The 19,591-nt window shown below is 73.5% G+C and carries 17 protein-coding genes; 8 read left to right on the forward strand and 9 right to left on the reverse strand.

The window, feature by feature from the left end; translation table 11 throughout:
* Positions 1 to 152: 152 nt before the first annotated feature.
* Complete coding sequence (locus AB0C87_RS07300) at positions 153 to 1,658, reverse strand: SDR family oxidoreductase (protein WP_345185348.1); 1,506 nt, start codon at positions 1,656 to 1,658, stop codon at positions 153 to 155.
* A 68-nt stretch (positions 1,659 to 1,726) separates the two neighbouring features.
* Between AB0C87_RS07300 and AB0C87_RS07305 the strand changes: the two genes are divergently transcribed.
* Complete coding sequence (locus tag AB0C87_RS07305; protein ID WP_345185345.1) at positions 1,727 to 2,026, forward strand: DUF2945 domain-containing protein; 300 nt, start codon at positions 1,727 to 1,729, stop codon at positions 2,024 to 2,026.
* Entirely contained in the window at positions 2,023 to 2,157 is a 135-nt protein-coding gene (locus tag AB0C87_RS07310; RefSeq protein WP_353835479.1) for a hypothetical protein, read from the forward strand. Before AB0C87_RS07305 ends, AB0C87_RS07310 begins: the two co-directional genes overlap by 4 nt.
* Positions 2,158 to 2,190: 33 nt before the next feature.
* Here AB0C87_RS07310 and AB0C87_RS07315 read toward each other — a convergent pair whose 3' ends face one another.
* Positions 2,191 to 3,507, reverse strand: coding sequence for a deoxyribodipyrimidine photo-lyase (locus tag AB0C87_RS07315; protein ID WP_360576807.1), 1,317 nt, complete (start codon positions 3,505 to 3,507; stop codon positions 2,191 to 2,193).
* Complete coding sequence (locus AB0C87_RS07320; RefSeq protein ID WP_360576808.1) at positions 3,507 to 4,037, reverse strand: TspO/MBR family protein; 531 nt, start codon at positions 4,035 to 4,037, stop codon at positions 3,507 to 3,509. Before AB0C87_RS07320 ends, AB0C87_RS07315 begins: the two co-directional genes overlap by 1 nt.
* Before the next feature lie 287 nt (positions 4,038 to 4,324).
* Here AB0C87_RS07320 and AB0C87_RS07325 point away from each other — a divergent pair, with 287 nt between their 5' ends.
* The 3 genes from AB0C87_RS07325 to AB0C87_RS07335 all read left to right on the forward strand — a co-directional run bounded on the left by AB0C87_RS07325 (position 4,325) and on the right by AB0C87_RS07335 (position 6,855).
* On the forward strand, positions 4,325 to 5,257 hold the full coding sequence (locus tag AB0C87_RS07325; protein WP_360354296.1) for a MerR family transcriptional regulator: 933 nt from the start codon (positions 4,325 to 4,327) through the stop codon (positions 5,255 to 5,257).
* A gap of 114 nt (positions 5,258 to 5,371) precedes the next feature.
* Entirely contained in the window at positions 5,372 to 5,884 is a 513-nt protein-coding gene (locus tag AB0C87_RS07330; protein WP_345183522.1) for an RNA polymerase sigma factor, read from the forward strand.
* The gene (locus AB0C87_RS07335) at positions 5,881 to 6,855 is read left to right on the forward strand and encodes a DUF523 and DUF1722 domain-containing protein (RefSeq protein WP_345183520.1); all 975 of its coding nucleotides are present in this window, start codon (positions 5,881 to 5,883) and stop codon (positions 6,853 to 6,855) included. Before AB0C87_RS07330 ends, AB0C87_RS07335 begins: the two co-directional genes overlap by 4 nt.
* Before the next feature lie 90 nt (positions 6,856 to 6,945).
* On the opposite strand, the gene AB0C87_RS07340 is transcribed toward AB0C87_RS07335, so the two are convergent.
* A complete protein-coding gene (locus tag AB0C87_RS07340) occupies positions 6,946 to 8,430 on the reverse strand; it encodes an MDR family MFS transporter (RefSeq protein WP_345183518.1) in 1,485 nt (494 codons plus the stop codon).
* A gap of 197 nt (positions 8,431 to 8,627) precedes the next feature.
* Between AB0C87_RS07340 and AB0C87_RS07345 the strand changes: the two genes are divergently transcribed.
* A complete protein-coding gene (locus AB0C87_RS07345; protein WP_345183516.1) occupies positions 8,628 to 9,356 on the forward strand; it encodes an HD domain-containing protein in 729 nt (242 codons plus the stop codon).
* Between the two features lie 71 nt (positions 9,357 to 9,427).
* On the opposite strand, the gene AB0C87_RS07350 is transcribed toward AB0C87_RS07345, so the two are convergent.
* The 3 genes from AB0C87_RS07350 to AB0C87_RS07360 all read right to left on the reverse strand — a co-directional run bounded on the left by AB0C87_RS07350 (position 9,428) and on the right by AB0C87_RS07360 (position 11,925).
* Positions 9,428 to 10,705, reverse strand: coding sequence for a YncE family protein (locus AB0C87_RS07350; RefSeq protein WP_345183513.1), 1,278 nt, complete (start codon positions 10,703 to 10,705; stop codon positions 9,428 to 9,430).
* Between the two features lie 201 nt (positions 10,706 to 10,906).
* Positions 10,907 to 11,704: a sigma 54 modulation/S30EA ribosomal C-terminal domain-containing protein gene (locus tag AB0C87_RS07355; RefSeq protein WP_345183510.1), complete on the reverse strand. Its 798-nt coding sequence runs from the start codon at positions 11,702 to 11,704 to the stop codon at positions 10,907 to 10,909.
* A gap of 17 nt (positions 11,705 to 11,721) precedes the next feature.
* Positions 11,722 to 11,925 carry a DUF1918 domain-containing protein gene (locus AB0C87_RS07360; RefSeq protein ID WP_179845602.1) on the reverse strand — a complete coding sequence of 68 codons (204 nt, stop codon included), beginning with the start codon at positions 11,923 to 11,925 and terminating at the stop codon, positions 11,722 to 11,724.
* A gap of 181 nt (positions 11,926 to 12,106) precedes the next feature.
* Between AB0C87_RS07360 and prs the strand changes: the two genes are divergently transcribed.
* The gene (prs, locus tag AB0C87_RS07365; protein WP_345183507.1) at positions 12,107 to 13,060 is read left to right on the forward strand and encodes a ribose-phosphate diphosphokinase; all 954 of its coding nucleotides are present in this window, start codon (positions 12,107 to 12,109) and stop codon (positions 13,058 to 13,060) included.
* Positions 13,061 to 13,137: 77 nt separating this feature from the next.
* Here prs and AB0C87_RS07370 read toward each other — a convergent pair whose 3' ends face one another.
* On the reverse strand, positions 13,138 to 14,508 hold the full coding sequence (locus AB0C87_RS07370; protein ID WP_360576809.1) for an erythromycin esterase family protein: 1,371 nt from the start codon (positions 14,506 to 14,508) through the stop codon (positions 13,138 to 13,140).
* A gap of 244 nt (positions 14,509 to 14,752) precedes the next feature.
* Between AB0C87_RS07370 and AB0C87_RS07375 the strand changes: the two genes are divergently transcribed.
* Positions 14,753 to 15,946 (forward strand): serine hydrolase domain-containing protein, encoded by a 1,194-nt coding sequence (locus AB0C87_RS07375; RefSeq protein WP_360576810.1) that lies wholly within the window; start codon positions 14,753 to 14,755, stop codon positions 15,944 to 15,946.
* Here the strand turns inward: AB0C87_RS07375 and AB0C87_RS07380 are convergent.
* A complete protein-coding gene (locus AB0C87_RS07380; protein WP_360576811.1) occupies positions 15,931 to 19,539 on the reverse strand; it encodes a hydantoinase B/oxoprolinase family protein in 3,609 nt (1,202 codons plus the stop codon). The genes AB0C87_RS07375 and AB0C87_RS07380 overlap by 16 nt on opposite strands.
* Positions 19,540 to 19,591: the final 52 nt, after the last annotated feature.

Here is a 19,591-nt window from a genome sequence, read left to right on the forward strand (position 1 = left end):
GACGGCCGCCGTGCGGGCGCGCCGCACGATGTCGGGTTCGCACTTTTCTCTCCATCATCGTCCCGGGTGAGTTCTGCACGGTTCTTCAGGTCTGCACAGTTCTTCGGGACGCGGGGACCGGTCGGTTGCATCACCCCGCGGGCGGCCCGGCCTCAGCGGGCCCGCACCGCCGCGCGCGGCCTCGGCGCCTCGCCCCGCTCGGCCGCGCGGACGATGCCCGAGCACATCCCCCCGAAGATCCGGTCGTGGAACGGGCGGAACGCCCACCAGTACGCGTGCCCGGCGAGTCCCCGGGGATGGAACAGGGCCCGCTGCGTGAGGGACGTGCGGGAGCCGTCGCGGCGCACGACGAACTCCAGCCAGGCCAGCCCCGGGAGCCGCATCTCGGCCCGCAGCCGCAGCAGCCGCCCCGGCTCGATCTCCTCCACGCGCCAGAAGTCCACGGCCTCCCCGATCCGCAGCCGGCGCGGGTCGCGGCGGCCGCGCCGCAGGCCGACCCCGCCGACCAGCCGGTCGAGGACGCCCCGGGCCTGCCAGGCGACGGGGAAGGAGTACCAGCCGCGATCCCCGCCGATCCCCTCGACCACCTCCCACAGCCGCTCGGGCGGCGCGTCCGTCCAGCGGACCTGCTCGTCGGTGTAGAGGCTGCCGCCCGCCCAGTCAGGGTCGGTCGGCAGGGGGTCGCTGGGCGCGCCGGGCGTGCTCGCCGACGACCAGCGGGTCGCGACGTCCGCCTCCCGGACGCGGCGCAGCGCCAGCTCGACCGAGCGCTCGAACCCGACCGGCCCGCCCGGCGGCGGCGGCACGTACTCGGCGAGGTCGTTCTCCCTGCACACGACCTCGTTGCGCAGCGACTCCACCAGCGGCCGCGCCAGCGCTCCGGGGACGGGCGTGATGCCGCCCACCCACAGGCTCGACAGCCGCGGGCTCAGCACCGGGACCGGCAGGATGATCCGCTGCTTGAGCCCCGCCGCGCGCGCGTAGCCGCGGATCATCTCGACGTAGGTGAGCACGTCCGGCCCGCCGATGTCGAACCCCCGGTTCACGTCCTCGGGCAGGTCGGCGGCCGCCACCAGGTAGTACAGGACGTCCCGGATCGCGATCGGCTGGATGCGGGTGCGGACCCAGCGCGGCGTGACCATCACCGGCAGCCGCTCGGTCAGGTAGCGCAGCATCTCGAACGACGCCGAGCCCGAACCGATGATCACCGCGGCGCGCAGCCACGCGGTCGGCACCCCGCTCTCCAGCAGGATGCGGCCGACCTCGGCGCGGGACCGCAGGTGCGCCGACAGCTCCTCCTCCGGCTCCATCCCGCCGAGGTAGACCAGCCGCCCGACCCCCGCCTCCCGCGCCGCGCCGGAGAACGTGCGGGCCGCGCGCCGGTCGGCCTCGGCGAAGCCGCCGCGGCCGCCGATCGCGTGGATCAGGTAGTAGGCGACGTCCACGCCCTCCAGGGCCCGCCGGGACGACTCGGGATCGGTCGCGTCGGCCTCCACGATCTCCACCCGGTCGGCCCACGGGTGGTCGCGCAGCCGCCGGGCGGAGCGCGCCATGCACCGCACCCGGTGGCCGGCGTCCAGGAGTTCCGGCACGAGGCGGCCTCCGATGTAGCCGCTGGCCCCGGTGACGAGACAGGTTCGCCCATTGCCGGCGTTCATGTGGTCCTCCATGGTCGGTTCTCGCTGGGACGGGTAACGCCACCCGTACGACCGAACGGGGGGACGAAGTGAGCAAGCGGGGGAGAGCCGGCAAGCGGGGGAAAGAGCCGGAGCCGGGGGACGAGGTCGGCTGGCGCAGTCACGGGTCCACGACCGAGGGACGCGTGGAGAAGAAGATCACTGACAGGCGGGAGGAGGCGGGGCGCACGGTGGCCGCCTCGCCGGAGGAGCCGCAGTACGTCGTCCGCAGCGGGAAGAGCGGGAAGAAGGCCGTCCACAAAGGCTCGGCGCTGCACCAACGGAAGGGGGACGAGGGCAAGGGGAGCGGCGGCGAGGGCAACGGCCGCGAAGGGAAGAAGTCCGGATGAGCGACGAGGAGACGGCCGACGAGTTCGGCCGGGTCGCCCACCGCCATCTCGCGCGGCGCCCGTCGGGCGAGGCCGCCGAGACCCGCTGGCGGTACTCGCTCATGAACCGGGGGCACGATCCGCTGAAGTGACCCGGGAGCGAGGGGCGCGGGCACGGGGCTCGCCTACCGGTCGTCGGGGTCGATGATCGGCGGCGGGTAGCCGAGCTCCCGCCGGCGCTCCTCGTCCAGCGTCCAGGGGCGGTGGACGCGCGAGCCCTCGACGCCGGCCAGTTCGGGGACGTACCTGCGCACGTAGTCGCCGCGCGGGTCGAAGCGCGCCGCCTGCCGGAGCGGGTTCATCACCTGGTCGGGCCGGGTGCTGTTCCCCGTCCCGGCGACCCACTGCCAGTTCCCCGCGTTGTCGGCGACGTCACCGTCGACGAGCCACTCGTTGAAGTGGCCGAGGCCCCTGCGCCAGTCGACGCCGAGGTCGCGGGTCAGGAACGAGGCGGTGATGAGCCGGGCGCGGTTGTGCATGAACCCCTCACGGTGGAGCTGGCGCATCCCCGCGTCCACGATCGGGACGCCGGTCGTGCCGCCGCACCAGGCGGCGAAGGCGTCCTCGTCGTCCTTCCACCGCCGGTCCCGCGCCCGGTAGTCGCGCCGCGGGAGGTCGGGGAAGGCGGCGGCGACCTGGTGGTGGAAGTCCCGCCACGCCAGCTGGCGCCGGTAGGCGTCCGGCGCGGCCTCCGCCAGTTCCCGCGGCGAGACGCAGCCGAACTTCACGTAGGGGCTGAGCCGCGACGTGCGGTCGGCGGCGAGATCGTCGCGGACGTCGTCGTACGCGGCGGCGTCGTCGCGCAGCCACGCCCTCATGCGTTCGCGTCCCGCGCTCTCCCCACCGGGCGCGAGGTCGGGGGACGGGGAGCCGGAGGTCAGGTCGGCGAGCCGGGGCAGCGCGCCCGGCTTCACACCGGACGGCAGCCGGACCTTCGCGGGCGCGTCCGCGGCCGGGCGCCACCGGGCCGCCTCCCAGGCCCGCCAGTACGGGGTGAACACCTTGTAGTGGTCGCCGCTGCCCGGGGTGAGGTCGCCGGGCGTGACCACCGTGATGCCGGGGTGTACCGATATGTCCAGGTCGAGGCCGTCCGCGCGCACGGCCTCGCGGAGGCGGTCGAGGCGCCGGGCCCCGTACGCCGTCCGCTCGTCGGCGAGCATCAGCGAGCGGGCGCCGGTCTCCCGGGCCAGCCGGACCGCCTCCCCGGCCGGGTCGCCGCGCCGCACCACCAGGTCGCCGCCGCGCTCGCTGAGCGACTCCCGCAGGTCGGCAAGGCTTTCGAGGAGGAACCGGACGCGGTTGGGCGCGGCGAACGGACCGTCCAGGATCGCGTCGTCGAAGACGAAGACCGGGACGACCCGTCCGGCCTCGCAGGCCGCGGCCAGTGCGGGATTGTCGCGTACCCGGAGGTCGCGGGTGAACAGCATCAGCGAGGTTTCCATCACCTGAGTCTTCGGAGCCGCGGGCGCGAACGGTTGCGGTAGGCGATGTCGCCGTTCAGCGCGGTGGCGAACCCGCACCATGCCGCGTAGGGGAGCAGCGCGGCGGCGGCGACGCGATCGGTGCGGGCCGTGCGGCGGATCAGCTCGGCGTTGCTGACGTCCAGCAGCAGCGTGCCCGCCACCCCCGCGTTCGGGCTGCGGCGGCCGAAGAACAGGTGGTTCCAGCCGGCGTTCAGCACCAGGTTGACGCCGAGGCTCGCGGCCAGGGCGCGGCGCCGGCGGCCCCGGGCCCTCAGCAGCGCGCGCCCGCCCGCCCAGGCGACCGTCGCGTACAGCGGCGTCCACACGGCCCCGAAGGCCCAGGAAGGCGGCTGCCACGGCGGCTTGTCCAGTGCGCGGTACCAGTGGCTGTCCGGGTCGACCGCCCTGGCCCCGGCCGCAGCGGTCGCCGCCACCGCCGCCGCGGTGGCCCCGTAGACGGCCCACCGGCCGCGCGCCCGGACGCGATGCCCCTCGCTCGTCGCAGTCATGGCCGTGACCCTTCCCGCTCCGGCGGTGTCCGCACGTCCGCCTCCGGCGGTGTCCGCACGTCCGCCTCCAGCGGTGTCCGCACGTCCGCGCCCGCGCGGGCTCTCGCGCAGGTCAGCGCCGAGGCGGGCGCCGCCGCGATGCAACCGGAGGAACCGGCTCCGGCGAAGACCAGTCAGACCGCACGACCGTTGGGACCGCACGACCGGGAAGACGGCACGACCGGTGGCATCGGCCCACCGGGGACGTCGTACGCTGTGCCGTCGGAGTAGCACAGGAGACCGAACGCATGCGTGGGGAGACGGACCGGGAACCGGGACTGGGCGTCGGCGCGGTGGCGCGGCGCCTGGGCTTGGCGGCCGCCACCCTGCGCACGTGGGACCGCAGGTACGGCATCGGTCCGAGCGGGCGCAGCCCCGGCGGCCACCGCCGCTACACCCCCGCGGACGTGGCGCGGCTCGAAGCGATGCAGCGGCTGATCCTCGCGGGCGCCCCGCCGGGCGAGGCCGCCCACGCCGCGCTGCGCGAGCCGCCCGGCGCGCCGCGCCGGCCGCGCGGGCACGGCGCCGGCGGCAACCGCGTGCCCGTCGGGGAGGCGCCCGCCGGAGCGGACACCGCCGAGGTGCGCGGCCTGGCCCGCGCGGCGATGTCGCTGGACGTCCCCGCCATGACCGACGCGGTCCGGACCGCGATCGCGCGGGACGGGGTCGTGCGGGCCTGGGACGGGCTGATGGCCCCGGTCCTGGTCGGCATCGGCCGCAAGCACGCGGCGGGCGGCGGCTGCGTCGAGGTGGAGCACCTGCTGTCCACGGTGGTGCTCGGCGGCCTCGCGGAGGTGCCGCCGCCCGCGCGGCCGGTGAACGTCCGGCCCGTCCTGCTCGCCTGCGCGCCGGAGGAGCAGCACAGCCTGCCCCTGTACGCGCTGACCGCCGCGCTGGCGCAGGGCGGCGTCGCGGCGAGCCTGCTGGGGGCGCGGGTCCCCGCGAGCGCCCTCGCCGCCGCGATCCGGCGCACGGGGCCGGGCGCCGTCCTCGTCTGGTCGCAGATCGCCGAGACCGGCGACCCGGACTGGCTGGCCGATCTTCCGGGCACCCGTCCCGCGGTGCGGCTCCTGGTCGGCGGGCCGGGCTGGAGGCGGGACCGGCTGCCGGACGCCGCCCGCCTCGTGACAAGCCTTTCCCAAGCCGTCACCGAGATTTTGGACGGCCCCGCGGCGCCCTGACAGGCCGCGAAAGCCGCGTCCCCGCATCGCCCCTCGCCGTGTCGGGCTCGACGCCGCCCACGGAATCGACTATGAACAAGTTTTGAAACGATTCCCTCGGGAAAGGCCCAGCTCATGAACCTGGGAGAGCGGCTCGCACGCGGGGACGAGACCGCGCTGGCCGAGTGCTACACCTCGCTCGGCCCGCTCGTCCGCCGCCACGTCGTCCGGCTCGTGCCCCGGCACGCCGTGGACGACGTCGTCCAGCTGGTCTTTCTGGAGGTCTGGCGGTCGCGCCGCCGCTTCGACACCGCGCGCGCCCTGGAGCCCTGGGTCCTCGCCATCGCCCGCAGGCGCGCCATCGACCAGCTCCGCGCCGAGGCCCGCCACTACCGCCGGACGCTCCCCCTGGAGGACCACGCGGAGCTGCCGGCCGCGCGGACGCCCGACGCCTCGCCGTCCGTGGAGACCGCCTGCGACGTCCGGGACGCCCTCGCGGTCCTGCCGCTGCCGCAGCGGCAGGCGATCGTGATGGCCCACTTCGGGCAGCTGACGCAGACGGAGATCGCCGACCGGCTGGCCGTCCCGCTGGGCACCGTCAAGGCGCGCACGGCCCGCGGCCTGCGCCGGATGCGAGAGCTCCTGTGACCGCCGCCGGCCCGTACCCGCGCCCCCGCCTCGCGGTGTCGAGCTGCCTGATGGGCGCCCCGGTCCGCTACAACGGCGGCCACAGCCGCGACCGGTTCCTCACCGACGTCCTGGACCCGCACGTCGACTGGGTCCCGGTCTGCCCGGAGATGGAGATCGGCCTCGGCGCGCCGCGTCCCACGCTGCGGCTTCTCACCGACGGGCACCTCGTCGCCAAGGACGGCTCCGCCGACCACACCGCGGCGATGACCGCGCTCGCCGAGACCCGCGTCCCCCAGCTGGAGGTCCTGGACGGCTACGTGCTGAAGTCGCGCTCGCCCTCCTGCGGGCTGTTCCGCCTGCCGCGCTACTCCTCCGGCAAGCCCGGTGAGCGCACCGACGACCAGCCCGTCGACCGCCAGGGCCGCGGGGTGTTCGCCGACCTCGTCCGCGAGGCGCTCCCGGACCTGCCCGCCGAGGAGGACGGCCGGCTGCGCGACCCCGTCCTGCGCGAGCACTTCATCGAGCGGATCTTCGCGCACGCCCGGCTCCGCGAGCTCTTCGGCGCCGACTGGCGGCCCCGCGACCTCGTCGCCTTCCACAGCCGCCACAAGCTCCAGATCCTCGCCCACGACCCGTCCGCCTACCAGGCGCTCGGACGGATCGTCGCCCAGGCGGGGACCCGTTCGCGCGACGAGCTGGAGGCCGAGTACCGGCACGCGTTCAGCGCGGCGTTCGCCGTCCGTCCCAAGCGCGGCCGCCACATGAACGCGCTCCAGCACGTCTTCGGGATGCTCAGCGACCACCTCGACGACACCCGCCGCCACGACCTCCTGGCCGCCATCGACACCTACCGCCGGGGACAGGCGCCCCTCAGCGTCCCCATCGCCCTCCTGCGCCACCACGCCATGGGCGAGGGCCTCGACTACCTGACCCAGCAGACCTACCTGGACCCCTATCCCGCCGACCTGGTCCTGCGCCACTACCTGTGAGGCGGCCCCACGCCGAACGGGCCGAGGCGAGAGCAAGGCTCACCATCGGCCCGTTCGGCAGGCGTTGTCCGTCGCGCAGGCGCCACCCGCTCAGAGGGCGGCGGGCTCCAGGACGCGGTCGGCGGCTTCCGGCGCTTCCGGCGCCTCGGGCGCCTTCACCCGCTTGGGCAGCAGGAACGCGACCCCCACCATCGCCAGGGACAGTGCGGCGCTGATGACGAACGCCAGCCGCATCCCGTCGAGCTGGGCGAGCGCGGCGGCGACCCCGTCGGCCATCCGGCTCTCGGCGCGCCCCGCCATCACGGTCACCACCAGTGCCGTGCCGAAGGCCGCGGAGACCTGCTGGAGGGTGCCCAGCATCGAGCTGCCGTGCGAGTAGAGCGGGGCGGGAAGCGCCCCGAGGCCGAGGGTGAACACCGGCGTGAACGCCGCCGCCAGCGACACCATGAGCAGCGAGTGCAGGCCGAGCACCTGCCAGTACGGCATCGTCGCCGAGATCTGGGTGAACCCGCCCAGGGCGAGCACGATGCCCACCGCCCCGGGGATGATCAGAACCCGCCCGCCGAAGCGGTCGAAGAGCCGGCCCACCGCCGGGCCGAGCAGCCCCATCGCCAGCCCGCCGGGCATCATCAGCAGGCCCGTCTCCAGCGGCGTGAGGCCGCGCAGGTTCTGCAGGTAGATCGGCAGCAGGATCATCGACCCCATCATCGCCATGAAGCCCAGGGCCATCAGCAGCAGCGAGAGGGCGTAGACGGGGTGCCGCAGGACGCGCAGGTCCAGCAGGGGGACGTCGCGGCGCTGCAACCGGAGCTGGCGGAAGGCGAACACCGCGATCGCGACCGCCCCGAACGCGACGATCGACGCGGGGACCAGCGCGCCGCCCTGCCCGAACCTGCTCAGCCCGTACACCAGGGAGCCGAACCCGAGGGCGGCGGCCGCGACGCTGAACCAGTCGATGGTGCCGGCCTGCGGCTCCCCGACGTTCTCCAGCCGCGCCAGGCCGCGCCAGGCGATCAGCGCCGCGACCGGCAGCACCGCCGCGAACAGCAGCCGCCACGAGCCGAGCTGCAGGATCAGGCCCGACACCGCCGGGCCCATCGCCGGCGCGACCGAGATCGCCATGGTCACGTTGCCCATCACGCGGCCGCGGTCCTCCTCGGGCACCACGGTCATCAGCGTCGTCATCAGCAGCGGCATCATCACCGCCGTGCCGGTCGCCTGGACGACCCGCGCGAGCAGCAGCACCTCGAACACCGGGGCGACCGAGGCCAGCGCCGTCCCGGCGAGGAAGACGCCCATCGCGGTGGCGTAGGCGCGGCGGGTGGTGACCCGCTGCAGGAACCACCCCGTCACCGGGATCACCGCGGCCATGGTCAGCATGAAGGCGGTCGAGAGCCACTGCGCCGCCTGCTCGGTGACGTCCATGTCCGCCATCAGCCGCGGGATCGCGTTGATCATGACCGTCTCGTTGAGGATCACCACGAAGGTGGCCAGCACCAGCAGCCGGATCACGGCGGGCGTCCGGGAACGGCCGGGCGCGGTCTCCGGCAGCCCGCCGCTTGCGTGCTCTCGCATCGTCGTCATGCCGGGGTAGACCCGCGCCGCCCGGAGAACTCATCGCTCGACTCGATAATTCTTTCGACCGGTCGAGGGCGACTGCCCGCGACCTGCGAGAACGACGGAACCGGATGATCGCGTACGGCGTCGGACCGGTACGCGGGAACGCCCCTCCGGCCCGCGGACGGGCGCACCTCCCGCGAGAGGGGAACACGGTGCCCAGCTATCTGCAGACTCTTCCGCTCCACACGATCACCGAGGTGTACGGCGAGGCCGGACTCCGCGACCGGTTCTCCCGCGAGATCCTGCGGTTCCGGGAACCCGACTGGCGGCGGCTGAGCACGGCGCTCGCGCTGGCCGGCGACCTGCACCGGCAGGACCGCCGCGTCCGCGAGCCCGTGGTCAACCACCTGCTCCGGGTGACGCTGCGCATCATGTGCCATTACGAGACGGACGACGCGGACCTCCTCGTCGCCGCGCTCATGCACGACTCCGTCGAGGACCACCCCGCCGACCTGGCGGGAGACGGCCACGCCGACCCGGCGGAGGCCGCGCTCGGCGTCCTGTCCGCCGAGTTCGGTCCGCGCGTCGCCGAACTCGTCGGCGCCGTGACCAACCCCGTCTACGACCGGGGCGGGGACGTCCACGCCCAGTACCGGGCCCACGTCGTCGAGAGCCTGGAACGCCACCCGGCCGCCCGCATCATCAAGGTCTCCGACTTCACCGACAACGGCGTCGGCCTGATCCACACCACCGGCCCCAAGCTCCGCAAGCTGGCCCGCAAGTACCGCCCGCTGGTCCCGGAGCTCAAGGACCTGATCAACCGCCCCGACACCCCGCTCAAGGAGCGGATCAAACAGCACATCACCGGCCAGCTCGACCGCGCCGACGAGCGCTTCGCGGCCATCCTGCAGGGGCACGCCGTCGCCGCCCGGGCGTCCTGACCGCCTCCCGCCACACCGAGCACCCCGGTCACCGCGACCGGCCCGCCCTTGCCGGGCGGGCCGGGGTGGGGTCAGCCGGTGGTGCCGGTCCAGGTGGACGGGATGTGGGCCAGGCGGACGCGCTGCGGGTGGTCGCCGACGGGGACCGAGGTGATCTTCTGGCCGGTGCCGAAGTCGATGGCGGTGACCTGGTCGGCGCCGCTCTCGGAGATGACGCAGGCGCGGCCGTCGCCGCTGACGGTGGCCCAGTACGGCTTGGACGCGGTGACGAGGGGGCCTTCCTGGAGGGTGGAGCGGTTGACGACGGTGGCGTAGTCGTCCATGGTCCCGGCGACGCAGAGCCTGCTCCCGTCGGGGCTCATCGACAGGCCGTGGTGGCGGGAGTCGTTGACGAAGGTGGTGCGGTCGTCGCCGGTGGCCGGGTTCTTCGGCAGGGTCTTCACGCGCGTGATCTTGTCGGTGGCCATGTCGTACTCCACGAGGCCGTTGAAGAACGAGACCTGGAAGTACAGCTTCGACTCGTCGGGGGACAGCACCGCGGGCCGGATCGCGTTCGAGAGGTCCTTGCGGCCGAAGGCGTCCAGGCGCGAGCGCATGTCGATGGTCTTGACGACCTTGTAGGTGGAGGCGTCGGCGACGGTGATGTGCCGGTCGCCCTTGGTCCAGTCCTGGGACGGGTCGTCGAGGTCGGTCTCGACGTTCCCGATGGACATGTTGAGGATGTACCGGCCGTCCCTGGTGAAGATGTTCTCGTGGGGCTTGTCGCCGGTGGCGAACGAGCCGAGCTGCTTGCCGGTGGTGATGTCCAGGACGTGGACGACCTTGCCGAGCGAGGCCGACACCGCGACCTTGGTGCCGTCGGGGGAGACCGACATGTGGTCGGCGCGGTAGCCGGAGACGGCGAAGCGCCACCGGACCTTCCCGGTGGTCAGGTCGATGGAGACGACGTCGCCGAAGCTGGGCCGCGAGGCGACCAGGGCGGAGCCGTCGGGGGTGGAGTACAGGTCGTCGACGAGCTGGTCGTGGCCCTCGCCTGCGGTGGCCCGGATGCCCAGGAACACAGCCAGGTTGATCGGGTTGAGGTAGATCGCGGTGAGGCGCTGGCTCTTGTCGGGGACGACGTTCACCCGGCCGATCCTGGCGAAGTCGCCGCTGGACTTGATGACGTCGGCGGTGCCCTCCCAGTTGTTGCCGACGAACATCACCTCGCGCAGGGGGGCGGCGGCGTGCGCGGCGGTCGCGCCGGCGGCGGCGGGGGCGAGGGCGCTGGCGGCCAGGACGGCCGCGGCGGCGATGCTCCGCAGGCGACGGTGCGGTCTGGGGCGGGCGGGGGTGGTCGCAGCGTGCATGCTTGCTCTCCCGGGGGGGTGGGGGTAGCCCAGAGGGGCGGGGGTGCGGAACTCTTCCGCGTGCCTTGCGGGCCGCTGAGGAATCCGCCCAAATCCGAACATCACCGTATTCAGATTTTGGTTACTGGATAGTAGGCAGGGGTGGTGGGCGCCGCAAGACCCGATGGCGGGGGATTTTCGGCCACCTGGTGGGCGCCCGCGCTACGCGGGGACGATCAGCCCGTAGTGCCCGTCGTAGCGGTGGTAGAGGACGTTGCCCCGCCCGGTCTCGGCGTCGCGGAAGAACACCCAGCGCCGGCCGGTCGCCTCCAGATGCTCGATCGCCCCCTCGGCGGTCAGCGTGGGCGCGGGGCGCGGGCTGATCGTCAGCGGGATGGCGCGGGGCGCGCCCGTCCGCTCGCGCGGCGTCGCCTGCGCCAGCCGGTAGCCGTGGTCGGCGGGGTAGATCACGCTGTCCTCGCCGGTCTCGATGTCGGTGAACAGCAGGAACCCGTAGTCGAGCACCTCCATGTCGAAGGCCGCCTCGTCGGGCGTCTCGGCGGTCAGCGTGAACGACTTGTGCCGGATCACCTCCCGCTCCTCCGGGGGGCGCGGGTAGTAGTCCGGACGGTGCGTCGGCTCGGCGCCGTGGCGCCACTCGTGCGGGCCCGTCGCAGGGCTCGTGGGGTAGGCGCCGCGGCGGGCCTCCCAGTGCCGGGAGATCCGGTCGAGCCGGTTCAGCAGCCGGTCGCGGAGCCGGTCGACGGCCTCGGTCATGCTCGGCGCCGCCACCTGCGCCCGGACCAGCCGCCCGTTGAGGTCCAGGTTGGCCTGGGCCGTCGCCGGACGCGGCCCCGCCGGTTCCGGCGACATGATCAGCTTCACGCGCGCGAACAGCACCGGCTCCGGCGCGTGCCGGAACACGGCGCTCACCTTGGAGCGCGCGTAGTCGGCGGCGCCCTCCGGCACCTTCCCCCGGCGTTCCACGGTCACCTCGGGAGCGGTCGTCGCCCCGTCCATGGCGTCCCCCCGTCGTTCTAGCGCTTCGCCCACTCGGCCGGCTGGTGCTCGATGGTGGAGTCCGAGGACGGGAAGAACGTGCTCTCGTGGCCGTCGTCCCACCGCACCAGGTAGGGCGGCTCCCCGTCCCGCCCGTGCACTTCGAGGATCTCGGCCCTGCGGGCCGCCTCGCCCACGTGGTGTCCGTGAACGATCAACCGGTCGCCTTCGCTGGCTCGCATCGTGTCCCCCTCACGTCGCGTCGATTCCATCGTGCGAGGGGGCCTCGGGACGCCACCAGGGCCAAAGGTCCATATTCCTGCAGGTCGGCCGGTATGTGGTGAGTTGGGCTATCCGGTCGAGGGAGGGGAAGAACCGGGACGAGCGGCCGACGACGGGAGGGCGATGTCCGACGGGAGGGCGATGTCCGACAGGAGCACGATGCCGACCCGGATCGTGGCGGGGACGGCCCATCCGGGCCTCGCCGCCGCCGTCGCGGCCGTGCTGGGCCTCCGGCCGGCGCCCTGCGACGTGGAGAGGTTCCCGGACGGCGAGCTGCGGCCGGTCGTGCACGGCGTCCAGGGCGGGGACGTCTACGTGGTGCAGCCCACCGGCCCCGCCGTCGACGACCATCTGGTCGAGCTGCTGCTTCTCGTGGACGCGTGCCGCCGGGCCGGCGCCGGGGCGGTCACCGCGGTCGTCCCGTACTTCGGGTACGCCCGGCAGGACCGCCGGGGCCGGGCGGGGCAGGCGGTGGGCGCCAGGGTGGCGCTCGGCGCGCTGGCCTCGGCCGGGGCGGACCGGCTCGTCGTGGTGGAGCCGCACACCGTCGCCCTGGAGGCCATGAGCCCGGTTCCGGTGGAGATGCTGACGGCCGTCCCGCTCCTGGCGGACGGGCTGGCGGAGCTGACGCCGGACGAGGCCGTGCTCGTGGCGCCCGACCTCGGCGCGGTCAAGCCGGCCGAGCACTACGCGCGGCTGCTGGGGCGTCCGGTCGCCGTGGTGCGCAAGACGCGGCTGAGCGGCGAGAGCGTCCACGCGGAGGAACTGGTCGGCGACGTGGAGGGCCGGCCCGCGGTCATCGTGGACGACATGATCAGCACCGGCGGGACGATCGAGGCGGCCGTGCGCGTCCTGCTGGCGCACGGCGCCGCGCCCGACATCGCCGTGGCCGCGGCGCACGGGCCGCTCGTGGAGGCCGCGTGGGACCGGCTCGGCCGGCTCCCGATCCGGTGCCTGCTGGTCACCGACACGCTCCCGGCGGGCGGGGCGCGGGCGGCGCCGCTCCGGGTGCGGTCCGTGGGCCCCCTGATCGCCGACGCCGTCGCCCGCCTGCACCACGGGCGGTCCCTGGAGGCCCTGCTGATGCGCGGGTGAGGCGCCGGGTCCCTCGCCGGGGGCCGCACAGACGCCGGGCGGGCCGGGCCCCGCAGGACCCGGCCCGCCCGCGGACCCTAGTGACCCGGCCCGAGCGGGATCCCCGGGATCAGGTTGGACGGTGTGGTGTCGCGCAGCTCCACCAGGAGGCCGTAGGTGAGCCCCAACGACTGCGTGATGTCGTTCTCCTCCACGGCCGTCGGCGAGTACACCGCCGTGATGTACCGGACCTGGTGTTCCTGCCTCAGCCACGAGCGCGCCGGCTGGTCCACGGTGCGCATGTCGAGGTAGTACTTGGGGAAGGGCACGCGGTTCAGCACCTGCTCGGCGTTGATCGGCGGCGGCGGGCCCACGGTGAACCTCCGGATGAAACCGGTGGTCTCGTCGAGCGCCGTGAACGTCCCCTTGTAGAAGCTGCCGCCGATGGCGAGGTAGCGGGAGCCGAGGATCCGGCGCAGCCAGGTTCCCTGCCGCTTGAACGTGTGCGGCGGGAACTCACCCAGGTACCCGACATGGGCGTTGTGGGCGGAGAGCAGGGTCTTGCTCTTCATGTGGCGGTACCACCACACGGTGTTCAGCGCCATGGCCTCGTCGCGCGGTCCCGAAAAGTCCTCGGCGGCGTGCGTCTTGGCGATCCAGAACGCGACGTTCGCCTGCTGCTCGGCCCATTCCGCGGCCTCCCGGGGCGCGCCCAGGCGCAGGCTCTCGACCAGCCGCAGGGCCTGCGCCGCCTGGCGCTGCACCCTCAGGCGCTCCCGCCTGGGCTTGGCGTCGTACCGCCGCTCCCAGGTGTTGAGGTCGGTGGTCGGGATCAGCCCGTCGTAGAGGGCCCTGAGCTTCGGGATGAGATCGGGGCGGCCGCGCTCGCGCACATACCGGAAGATCTCCTGGAAGATCACGATGTTCGTGAAGTAGACGTCGTCGCCCATGAACCGCACGGGCCGCTTCGGGTGCTCGGTGTTGTAGTGCCGCATCCACCTGATGAGCCGCAGGTAGTCCTCGTTGGCGAACAGGCGGTAGTTCTGCTGGAACTCCTGCCGCATGATCGCGGCCGGATCGCCCTTGCCGCGCAGGACGTACTCGTTGAGCCGGAGCCCGGTGCCCCAGTTCAGCTCCAGCATGAACGTCGTGAATCCCTTTTCCTTGACCAGGTATTCGAAGACGCGTTGCTTGAGGCTGAAGAACTCGTGCGTTCCGTGGGTGGCCTCGCCCAGCCCCACCACGGGGGTGTCGCCGATCATCCGGCCGAGCGCGTGCAGGTCGCGCGTGTCGTCGGTCGGCTCGGTGGTCAGCAGGGGATGCGCGCCCCGGTCGAGCGCCCGCACCACCGCCCGCTCGTTCCCGGGGACGGACGGCCGGGCGGACGCGGGCGACGGCGTGAGCGAGCCCACGCCGAGCGCCAGCGCGGCGACGAATGCCGGGAGTTTACCGGCGCGGAGAATTAACATATCTGCCGACCTCGCAAAAGGTGGAACGATGCGGGCCCCACGATGTGCGGCCTGAGGTGATCTTTCCATTCGTGATCTCTGGTCACCGCCCGGAAAAGGTAAACCTTGCATCGAAGTCGGTCGAATGGCGTTTATCCGGCCCATATCCCTAATCTGCGGGCCTTCCGCCGACGCCGGGTCCGGAGGGGAATCCGCGGTCACTCCGCGCACGGCAGGTCACCATGTCATCACTTAGAGTGACAACATGATGACTCTAAGGACATGCACGCGTGCCGGGAGCATCGCCTCCGCCGCCCTGGCCCTCACGGTCGCGGTGAGCGCCGCCGGCAACGCGGCGGCGGTCCAGCCGACGGGCGAGACCGGTGGCGGCGGGTCAGGTAGGGCCCTCCAGGCCGTTCTGGACGAGGCCGTGCGGGAGGGGGCCCCGGGCGCGCTCGCGCAGTCGCGCACGCCGCACCGGATCCTGAACCTCTCCAGCGGGGTGGCCGACCTCACGACCCGGCGCCCGCCGCGGGCGTACATGAAGTTCCGGGTCGGCAGCATCACCAAGATCTTCGTGGCGACCGTGGTGCTGCAGCTCGTCGTCGAACGGCGGCTGCGCCTGAGCGACACCGTCGACCAGGTGATCCCCGGCGTCGTCGAGGGCAACGGCTACCAGGGCGACAAGATCACTGTGCGGATGCTGCTCGACCACACGAGCGGCATCGCCGACTACACCGACAACCCCCGCATCGAGGAGATCGCGGTCACCGACCCGCGGCACGACTTCACCCTGCGCGAACTGGCGGAGGCGGGGCTGGACCTCCCGCCCGACTTCCCGCCCGGGACCTCCTGGCACTACTCCGACACCAACTACGTGCTGCTCGGCATGATCATCCAGCGCGTCACCCGGCGGACGTACGTCCGCGAGATCAACAGGCGGATCATCCGGCCGCTGCACCTGCGCAGCACCTACTTCCCGGGCACGAACCCGCGGATCCGCGGCCCGCACCTGCACGGGTACACGCCCGTGGCGGACGATCCGGCGGAGCTGAGGGACACCACCGAGGTCAACACCACCTTCGCGCGCGCCACGGGCGACATGATCTCCACGGTGGGCGACCTCGACCGGTTCGACTCCGCCCTGCTCGGCGGACGGCTCCTGCCCGGACGGCTCCTGCGGGCGATGCTGCGCCCCGTCCCCGGGTCGCAGCCCTACCCCGGCAGCGACATGTTCCGCTACGGACTCGGGGCGGTCATCCCCACGCCGCCGTGCGGTGTGAAGGTGTACGGCAACGGCGGCACCCTGGACGGCTGGGAGACCTGGACGGGCAGCACGCGAGGCGGCCGGCACTCGATGTCGTTCGTCTTCACCACCGACGCCGTCAACCAGGTCCGGCTCACCGAGCAGGCGGTGACCGCCGAATACTGCTCCGCTAGGGCTCACGCCGCGCCGTAGCCGCCGCCGCCGGGCGTCTCGATGACGAAGACGTCCCCGGCGCCGACGGGCAGCGAGTCGCGGCCCCTCATCGGCGCCACGGAGCCGTCGGCGCGCTGGACCCACTGCCGGCCCAGCGCGCCAGGCCCGCCGCCGGCCATCCCGTACGGCGGGACCCGCCGGTGGCTGCACAGCGTGGTGACCGTCATCGGTTCGAGGAAGCGGATGCGCCGCCGTCCGCCGTCGCCGCCGTGCCACCGCCCCGCGCCGCCGCTCCCGCGCCGGATCTCGAAGCCCTCCAGCAGGACGGGGTAGCGCCACTCCAGCACCTCGGGGTCGGTGAGCCGGGAGTTGGTCATGTGGGTCTGGACGACGTCGGCGCCGTCGAAGCCGTCGCCGGCGCCGGACCCGCCGGCCACCGTCTCGTAGTACTGGTGGCGCTCGTTGCCGAAGGTGACGTTGTTCATCGTGCCGGAGCCCTCGGCCATCACCCCCAGCGCGGCGTACAGGGCGCCGGTCACGGCCTGGGAGGTCTCGACGTTGCCCGCCGCCACGGCCGCCGGATACCGCGGCGCGAGCATCGAGCCCGGCGGGATCGTGACGCGCAGCGGCGTGAGGCACCCCGCGTTCAGCGGGATGTCCTCGGCCACCAGCGTGCGGAACACGTACAGCACCGCGGCCATCGCCACCGACGAGGGCGCGTTGGCGTTCCCCGCCGACTGGGGCGAGGTGCCGGTGAAGTCGATCTCCGCCGTCCGGGCGCCGCGGTCGACCCGGACCGCGACCTCGATCATCGCGCCGTCGTCCAGCTCGTAGGCGCACGAGCCGTCCCGCAGCGCGGTGATCACCTGCCGGACCGCCTCCTCCGCGTTGTCCTGGACGTGGCGCATGTAGGCGTGCACGACGTCCAGGCCGAAGTGGCGGACCATGTCGCGCAGCTCGCCGACGCCCTTCTCGTTGGCGGCGATCTGGGCGCGCAGGTCGGCGAGGTTGTCGAGCGGGTTGCGGGACGGGTGGGGCGCCGAGGTCAGCAGCCCGACCGTCGCGTCCTCCCGCAGCCGGCCGCCCTCGACCAGCAGCCAGTTGTCGATCAGGACGCCCTCCTCCTCCACCCGCGTGCTGAAGGCCGGCATCGATCCCGGCGTGATGCCGCCGATCTCGGCGTGGTGGCCCCGGGACGCGACGAAGAAGGAGATCTCGGCGGCCTCGTCCGCGGCCGCCCCGGACTCGACGTCCCCGAGGAAGACCGGCGTGACGACGGTGACGTCCGGCAGGTGGGTGCCGCCGTGGTAGGGGTCGTTGAGCACGTAGACCTCGCCCGGACGCATGCCCCCGGCGGCGCGGCGGCGCTCGACGAGCTCCCTGATGGACGCCCCCATCGAGCCGAGGTGGACGGGGATGTGCGGCGCGTTGGCGATGAGCCCCCCGCCCGCGTCGAAGACCGCGCAGGAGAAGTCCAGCCGCTCCTTGATGTTGACCGAGTGCGCGGTGGCGCGCAGCCGGACGCCCATCTGCTCCGCGATCGACATGAACAGGCTGTTGAAGATCTCCAGCATGACGGGGTCGGCCCCGGTGCCGACGGCGCGCCCGCCGGGCCGGGCCGCCACCCGGTCCAGGAGCAGGTGCCCGAGGTCGTTCACCGCGGCCCGCCACCCCCGGTCGACGACCGTCGTGGCGTTGGCCTCCACGATGATCGCCGGGCCCCGGACCGCGTCGCCGGGCCGCAGCCGCTCCCGCCGGTACAGGTCGACGTCGCGCCATGCGCCGTCGACGTGCATCGGGACGCGCTCCGCCTCGGCCGGACCTTCGCCGGCCCCGGCGACCGGCGTCTCGGCCGCCCGGTCGCCGTCGCTCACCGCCTCGACCGACACCGCCTCCACGACGATCGGCTTGTCGCGCATGAGGAAGGAGAAGCGGCGCCGGTAGACCTCCTCGAACTCGGCGACCATCGCCTCCACCGTCCCGGCCCGCACCGGCAGGGCGGTGTCGGTGCCCGCGTAGCGCAGGTGGGCGCGGTGGGCCACGTGCCCGGCGTCCGTCCCCTCGCCCCGCAGCTCATCGCGCGCGTCGCGCTCCAGGCTCCCGAGGATCGCGTCCAGCTCGGGCAGCAGGTCCTCGCCCAGCGGCTCCTCCACCGCGTGCTCCCGCATGGCCGTGACGTCGGCCAGGCCCATCCCGTACGCCGACAGCACCCCCGCCAGCGGATGGACGAGCACCCGGCGCATGCCGAGGGCGTCGGCGACCGCGCAGGCGTGCTGGCCGCCCGCCCCGCCGAAGGTGGCCAGCACGTACCCGGTGACGTCGTAGCCGCGCTGGACGGAGATCTTCTTGATGGCGTTGGCCATGTTCGCGACCGCGATGCGCAGGAACCCGGCGGCGACGTCCTCGGGCGGGCGGCCGTCGCCGATCCCGCCGGCCAGGGCGGCGAAGCGGTCCCGCACGACCGCGGCGTCGAGGGGCCGGTCGCCGTCCGGGCCGAAGACGCGCGGGAAGTGCTCGGGCCGGATCCGTCCCAGCATCACGTTGGCGTCGGTGACGGTGAGCGGGCCGCCGCGCCGGTAGCAGGCGGGCCCGGGGTCGGCGCCTGCGGAGTCGGGGCCCACCCGGTACCGGCCGCCGTCGAAGCGCAGCACCGAGCCGCCGCCGGCCGCGACCGTGTGGATGCTCAGCATCGGCGCCCGTATCCGCACCCCCGCCACCTGCGTCTCGTACCGGCGCTCGAACTCGCCCGCGTAGTGCGAGACGTCGGTGGACGTGCCGCCCATGTCGAAGCCGATGACGCGGTGGAAGCCCGCCGCGGCCGACGTGCGCGCCATGCCGACGATGCCGCCCGCCGGACCCGACAGGATCGAGTCCTTGCCGCGGAACGCGTGCGCCTCCGTGAGCCCGCCGCTGGACCGCATGAACATGATCGGTGCGCCCTCCAGCTCCGCGGACACCTGGTCCACGTACCGGCGCAGGATGGGGGAGAGGTAGGCGTCGACGACGGTGGTGTCGCCGCGCGAGACCAGCTTCATCAGCGGGCTCGTCGCGTGCGACTCCGAGACCTGGGGGAAGCCGATCCGGCGCGCGATCAGCCCGATGGCGATCTCGTGGAGGGGCTGCCGGTAGGCGTGCATCGACACGATCGCGACCGAACGGAACCCGTCGTCGTAGGCGGCGCGCAGCTCGCGCTCGACCGCGGCCTCGTCCAGCGGCACCAGGACCCGCCCGTGCGCGTCGATCCGCTCCCTCGCCTCGATGACCCGCGCGTAGAGGAGCTCGGGCAGGATGATCTCCCGGGCGAAGATGCGCGGCCGGTTCTGGTAGGCGATCCGCAGCGCGTCGCGGAAGCCCTCGGTGATGACCAGGACGGTCGGCTCGCCCGTCCGTTCGAGCAGGGCGTTCGTCGCCACCGTCGTGCCGAGCCGCACGCCCGCGATCAGCTCCGCCGGGACGCGCGCGCCGGGCGCGACCCCGAGGAGGTGCCTGATCCCGGCGACGGCGGCGTCCTGGTAGCGGTCCCTGTCCTCGGAGAGGAGCTTGTGGGTGACGAGCGCGCCGTCCGGCCGCCGGGCGACCACGTCGGTGAACGTGCCGCCGCGATCGATCCAGAACTCCCAGCGCGCCGCCATCGCGACCTCCGAAACCGCTTCTACCTGGGCGTTTCCGTTCGGTGAGGATGGA

The sequence above is a fragment of the Actinomadura sp. NPDC048021 genome (assembly GCF_040653135.1).
Classification (GTDB): Bacteria; Actinomycetota; Actinomycetes; order Streptosporangiales; family Streptosporangiaceae; genus Spirillospora; species Spirillospora verrucosospora.